Source organism: Mesotoga sp. UBA5847, assembly GCF_002432735.1.
GTDB lineage: Bacteria > Thermotogota > Thermotogae > Petrotogales > Kosmotogaceae > Mesotoga.
In genome coordinates this window covers 1,889-8,520 of record NZ_DJGL01000004.1, presented here as the reverse complement: position 1 = coordinate 8,520, position 6,632 = coordinate 1,889, and the positions used below count along the sequence as shown (strand labels likewise).

The following is a 6,632-nucleotide window of genomic DNA, read 5'->3' as shown; positions in this document are numbered from 1 at the left end:
TCGCCCCTCGGAGGAAAATCACAGGAAACTCCGTAGCTCTCTAGAAAGTCCTTAAGTTCGAGAACGAGAAGGTTTCTAAGAGTCTTTACATTTCGCTCGGGCTTCAAATAACGCTTGATCCTGAACGAAACGAGATTCACAGCGACGATCTGCGCAAATAGCAGACCAATAACCACCTGATAAGGGATCACATAAGCAAGCGCAATGATTGCAGCAGATACCACCCACCAGTACTTCTTGAAGTAGTATAGAATCATAGACTTATCCTATTCATTCAAGTACCTCCGACACTCAGACAGTAGATCAGAGATGCTCTCAGTTGGATTTCTGAGATCAACGAAACGAATGTCAACCCTAACGTTGTCATCGGAGCTGTATCCGATGTCGGACCTGCCAATCTTGTCGGAATAGGGATAAACCAAGACGATCCTGTCGGCCACGTACTTCTTACCATATGCGTACATCTGGTACATATCGGACTGGGAAATTCCGCTGTTTCGGTCAGTATCGGAGAGGAGTTTCCATTTGGTATCCATAATGACTTTACGCTCACCAAATTCCAGTACAATATCCGGTCTAAGAGCAAAGGCCCGCCTCGGCTTATCAAACAGGCTGTAAGTCGCGTCCTGTGTCCGGATGTTGATGGCTCTACCTACATGTTTACGAAGCTTCGCAGCGACAAAACTCTCGAACACCTTTTCCATAGGAAAGAGAAGCGCAAGCACAACTTCGTTACCGACATACGCTGTGAAGCTATTTCCCAGCAAGAACACACGGCACCATGACAGGGCCTTGTCGTAGTGGTTCATGCTGCGATCGATCAAACACTTCGAAAAGTCCTCATAGTAGCTTTCGGAATAGTCTACGCGATCAAAGAGAGTAAGCAATTGATACGCATGTTGGCGGTTACGACCGTCATGTGTGGCTTTAAGAAGAAAGCGAAGCGTGGACTTGATCAGACGGTTCTCCGGTCTGTTCATATTGAAATCATCGTAGAGAACGTAGAATCGCTGTTTGTTGACCAGATTCTGCTTAATGTTCTGTGAGGTCAAGATCTTCCCTTTGTAGAACTTCTCGTTTGCTTCAACGGGCGTGTAAGCTGATTTGAGGCCCTGTTTCGCAAGTGCAGTCACCTCGTCCAGGAACATCTTTATAAAGATCTCGAAGAGATTCAGTCGATCCACGTGAAGATGAGACACATTGAAATCCTTGAACGTGATGTCTCTTAACGTCTTAAGCATCTCAAGAAAGATTCGTTTTGTTGCATCTTTGCCGATCTCATCGCCAGCGATTTTTGGCAGGATCTCGATTACCGTCCCGTCAGTCATCGCTATCAGCCCAACGTAATTCCGAGCAGTTATAACCTTGCCAACGCCCCTTCGAGCCGATAGCGAAAGAAGTTCAATCGCCTCTGTTTCCTTTTCAGAAGCACTGGCGAGGATAAAGTTCTCCAGTGCTTCAAAGGTCTTCTTAGGCAAGGCCTTATATCCATTTACCGTCTTTTCACAGGCAAACCCGCTGTATTCAGTTATAGTGTAAGTCATCTCACATTTGCCTATAGGCTTCAATCATCTTGAAGGCCTCTCTGTTCACCTCGTAATACTCCGGGAAATCTATTTCGGCACTACCAAACAGATCAACAGTAACGCTCTTTTTCACGATGAAGCGGGTGCTATCATCTGTCTTTTTGTTGTCGCCCAGTACGAGCTGGATCTTCTCATAGTCATCGTAGAAATACTCCTGCAAGAGAGGAACTATGCTGTTTTCGAAAATCTCCGCAAGAGTCTCAATAGTCGAGCTTTTTCTAAGCGGGAGCAGATAGGAATGCCCGATCGTATGCTCGCGATCGAGCAAAACAGTGATGCGCTTGTTAATCGTATCGAGCATTTTGGCAATGTCTACGTTTTCAACTTGTACACCTTCGAGTATCGTTGAATCGGGCTGCATTTCCACAAAGCTAAACCTGCGGCGCAATGCGGAGTCTATCAGCGCTATTGAACGATCTGCAGTGTTCATGGTTCCAATGATGTAGACATTATCAGGCACACCGAAATTCTGCCCGGAGTAGGGCAGTCTCGCACGGAGCTGCTCGCTTGCACCTATACGCTTCGACGATTCAATAAGCGTTATTAGTTCCCCGAAGATCTTAGAAATATTGCCGCGGTTAATCTCATCTATTATGAAGACTCGGTTTGGAACTTTGACTTCTTCAGTGAATAGAGCTGGCTTTAGCTTTCTAAGCATTTGCAATACATCCGAGAAGGAAACAGACAGTTTGTACACAGTTGGAAGCGTCATGGCTCTCCCGCCATTGAGGTCGACGATATCCTCGTTAATCCCTTTTACTAGCCAGTTAACATTCCGTACCCGTTTATACTGCTGGTATTCGTCGTGCCATTCCGGCTCGCCGGTGATAACACCGATAGCATCGATCGTCTTGCTCGAATAGCAAGAAAGGACGATATCGCCAATCTGCATCCTGTTGTAAAAGGCGTTAAGAACATTGCTTCCACCGTGCTCTCCAAAATCCGTAGCATCTGATATGTTCTCTCCGTATTCGTCCCATCCGATGCGAATGTGGTTATTTTCCATACACTCTTCTCTTGTAGAGTTTTCTCCTGTACCTTCAAGAGAAACCTTCCATACGGTTGGATTCTTCCCGATTCCCAAATGTGCGTCCGCCTTTTCCCCGACAGGGTTCCCGGCATTATCGCAGAACGCCTTGAAGATTCCATCGTGAATCTCGTATTCAATTTCCTTGTTGGCATCAGCTTTCTCTTCCGGGGAGACAACGGGACGAATCCCCTCGATGAACTCCTCGTAGCTGAAAGACTGGTGGAAAGTTGTGAAAGCAATTAGTCCATCGTCTTTGTATTTTAGATAGCGACCGAACACTTCTCCGTAGTCCTCAGGCTTAACTTCGGAAATAGTCTTTTCCTCAACAATAGCAACGGCGTACTGAATAGCGCTGTAGGTTTTCCCCGTTCCAGGGGGCCCGTAAAGTATAATGTTCTTTGCAGTTATTGAGTTCTTGAGTATTGGTGGCCTGGGCGGTTTAGGACCGATTCCAGTCCATGCTCTATGTGAAATTTCTGGGAACGATGGCCTAGGCGACTCTTTAGTAAGTTCATTCTTCAGCGAATCAAGAATTCTTACATATTCATCGCCACTGCAACGATCTTTTGGCACGCTAATCTCATAGTGCTTAGCTATGTACTTACAGGAGTTCCCGTCAAGCGGCATAAAGACTCTGGGTCTAATCCAGAATAACCCTATTGTAATTTTCGCCACTCCGTTCATCCTAACTGCGACAGCCTTTTCGAATGCTTCTTTGAATTCGTTAGAAAAGGTATTTGTATCGGCCGATTTCAAAGCGTGAGCAAAAAGGTTCCACATTTCATCATCACCAACAAAGAACGACCGTCTGTTATCAAGAACAGGTATTCCCGCAAATTGTGTTGGCGCCGGGATTTTCACTCCGAACTCGTCGCCAAGGACTTTCGCCAGAAGGGTTCTGTTTGCATCTGTTATTCGACGATTCATTACTCCCATAACTGAGAAAGGATCGATCCGATACTGACGGGGCCCTCGCCAATCTTCTCGCTCGAAATGAAGGTATTCCATCAGTGACTGCTCCAATGAAAGCTTCTTAATCACGTTGAATAGTTCGCCCGGCTTATCCCTGAAGTCGAGCAGTTTGTCAGCAAGCGCCTCGTAAAACGGAACCCATTGGAATCCACTATCCAAGAGTATCAACTCCTTTGCATGGCCATTTGCGTACTTTCTGGTTTCTCCCGTGACCCATCCGTCAATCAGCAACTGAAAAACTGGCCACCGAAGAGAATAGTCGAGAACACCTAGTTCGTATTTAGTCTACCAATTCTCAGATCTCAGAATCAATCTTGAAAACAATAGCTGTTATCTGAAATGATGAAAAGCTTATTTGATCTCTAGGACTAATTTCTCTTCATCGGGCTTCTTGTGCACAAATAAAACTGCTCCATCAAGAAGGTTTTCTTTGCAGTTCCGTTCAAACCCTAGACCGATATAGGGATGCAGTCCATCTTCCAGCGATGCCAAAAAGGAGTCGCTGTGTTTTTGCCGCGTGGATTTTTTTGAATAACAAGAATTGCACTGCCACTCCTTAGGCCGTTGTAACTCCAAAGTGCTCCTCGACTATATCATTTAACTGCTTGGCAATTTCCGCAAACTCGCGATTCAGATCTAAAGTGCGCACACTGATTCTGTTGCCGCTCATAAGATAGGTGTTATCCGGCTGAATTTCCTCTTCGGTCTTTGCGTACAGGAGCAATCCGGAGACCACATGAGGTTTTTCGCCGAACTCCGCATCTTTATTCTTCACGTAGGTGAAAATCTGATATAAATTGCTTGAGTGAAGTGTGTGCTTGTCATATTGAGCCTGTGTCGTCTGGGCGTAGTATTTAGCGTCAATTATTAAGACAGTTTCCTTTTTTTGTATGGTTATATCACTTTGCATTACCGGCAACATCGTTCCTACACCATTGTCCAAAGCCCAAGGAATCTGCGATGCACTCACTGTAAACGATGGGAGCTTCCGATAGTAGTACTCCAAGATGAACTTCTCGTACAGCCGGGACATTCTTTGCTCATCAACAAAGGAAGCCAGCTTGTAGCCTCCCTTTTCTGTTGTAATGAGCATGCCTTCAATAATCAACTGACAGATGCTTACAAGCATTCGGTAAGTCTGGTTATTGCGTTGGAAGCGAATCGATGACCACTTTATTGAAGATGGTTCAAGCGTATCAACGTTGGAGAAGAAGAGCATCTTCTTTTTCAAATCGTCTTTGTATTCCGGCTTTACATCTGCATGTCGAAGCAGGATCATGACCGTTGTTTTTAGTATCTGATTGAGCTGGTTGTTTTCAGACAGCTCGTCATACTCACAAGTCAGGACCCGTTTACGCTCGAGTCTGTTTCTTATCGTCCCGGGCATGTTTATTTTGCCGCGCATAACAGAAATATCTTCTTGACGATTCAGATATTCTCGGTACAACCCCTGTTTCAGTTGGTGACCAATTCCCTTTGCAAGAACCGCTGCAAATAGATTATGCAGATCCTCGAACTTTTCTTTGGCAACATCTTCATAATTCGATTGAGTTAGCGCCTGAAAAGCATAGGACAACATGTAGTAGATGTTCTTTATGAGAATGCTTTTGTCTTTCACTGAAACACTCCATTCAAGACATTCTCCCAGTGTTGCAGTTTTGTATTGTCATCGAACCAATACTCGCTGAGCATGGGCAATATTTCATACTCAACGATTGCCTTCATCCATTCTTCAGTGCATACCTCAGCTCCGCAGAAGTAGCTGTGGCCAATGCAAAATCCCTTGCCCAAAGATTTGTCGTTTGCTATTTCCTTGTTTAGATCATTAATCTTGGAAATAAGATCATCGAATGTCCCATTTGCAAGACCCTTTTGATACCTTCCGAAACCTTCTGATTCAAAACCCGGTTCCATATTAAAAAAACTGAAACGGCGGCGGAGGGCGTAGTCAATCATTGCAAGGCTTCTATCGGCAGTATTCATCGTTCCAATTATATGCAGTCTTTCAGGCACAGAGAAGCTCAACCCGTTATACGCAAGTGTAGCCTTGGTTCCCCTGTAATCACTTTCTATCAACATTTGTAGCTCACCGAAAATCTTACTCATGTTGCCACGGTTAATCTCATCAATGATGAAAAAATAGTCCTTATCCGGCTGGTTGGCAGCTTTCTGGCAGAAACGATAGAACACACCGTACTTCAATTCGAAGCCGTTCTCAACAGGTTTATAGCCCATGATGAAGTCCTCGTAGGAATAATTCTGATGGAACTGAACAAACTCGATTCGATCTTCATCTTTCTCGCCCATGACGGAATAAGCAAGTCGCTTCGCAACGAAAGTCTTGCCAACACCCGGAGCTCCCTGCAAGATAATATTCTTCTTGTTTTTCATGACTGAGAGTAGGCGTTCATACTTTTCCTCAGCCATAAAGACTTCGTTTAAGAAGTCCTCTTTTGAATATTCTTCAACAGTAGTATCGACAGCAGCCCGTAACGGATTCTCCTCGCGAATCAAGTCGAGAATAAAATCAAATTCGCTCTTAGTAAGTTTGAACAGACTGCCATTGGGATTTACAAAGACCTCCATATGTTCCAGTTCAGGACAACCTCTTAACGTCTGATAATCTATAGGCGAGGTAAGTCCCTCAACCTTTTCAAAGTAGATTCTTTCACCATCTTGCCCGGCACTTACTTTACCTAAAGCAACGATTTTCTTTACCGGGCTAGCCTCATAACCGATTATCATATCTCCGGCCTTTGCATCCAGGAAATTCTGAAAAATCCGGCGCCTGTTGCCGTTTTCGTTGTAAAGCGTATAGGATTGGACTTCACCAACTGCAAGATTAGAAAAACTCCAAATTCTCGGATTGGCATTCAACCACCAATACCCGCGCTCCCCACCTGGTCCAGTAGAGGCATATAGTTGTACTTTCGAGAGATCAATTCTATCGAGTGCTTCGGCCAACTCATCACGCAGCTTCCATATAAAAGAGCCGTCCTCATCATCACCTGCATTCTTACCGACATACAAGATCGGCCACCAGC

Annotated in this window: 4 protein-coding genes and 1 pseudogene (1 of these 5 cut by a window edge); all 5 read right to left on the bottom strand. The window is 44.9% G+C overall.

Features of this window, described 5'->3' with window-relative positions; all coding sequences use genetic code 11:
- On the bottom strand, positions 1-257 hold a 257-nt coding region (locus tag B3K91_RS00245; RefSeq protein ID WP_292593784.1), incomplete at its 3' end, for a hypothetical protein.
- Between the two features lie 9 nt (positions 258-266).
- Complete coding sequence (locus tag B3K91_RS00240; RefSeq protein ID WP_292593782.1) at positions 267-1,568, bottom strand: McrC family protein; 1,302 nt, start codon at positions 1,566-1,568, stop codon at positions 267-269.
- Positions 1,546-3,747 (bottom strand): AAA family ATPase, encoded by a 2,202-nt coding sequence (locus tag B3K91_RS00235; RefSeq protein WP_292593780.1) that lies wholly within the window; start codon positions 3,745-3,747, stop codon positions 1,546-1,548. The genes B3K91_RS00240 and B3K91_RS00235 overlap by 23 nt, the downstream gene beginning before the upstream one ends.
- A gap of 397 nt (positions 3,748-4,144) precedes the next feature.
- Positions 4,145-5,206, bottom strand: a complete 1,062-nt coding sequence (gene mcrC, locus B3K91_RS00230) for a 5-methylcytosine-specific restriction endonuclease system specificity protein McrC (protein ID WP_292593778.1) — start codon at positions 5,204-5,206, stop codon at positions 4,145-4,147.
- A pseudogene (locus B3K91_RS13565) lies at positions 5,203-6,632 on the bottom strand (AAA family ATPase); it runs 945 nt beyond the window's last position. Before B3K91_RS13565 ends, mcrC begins: the two are co-directional and overlap by 4 nt.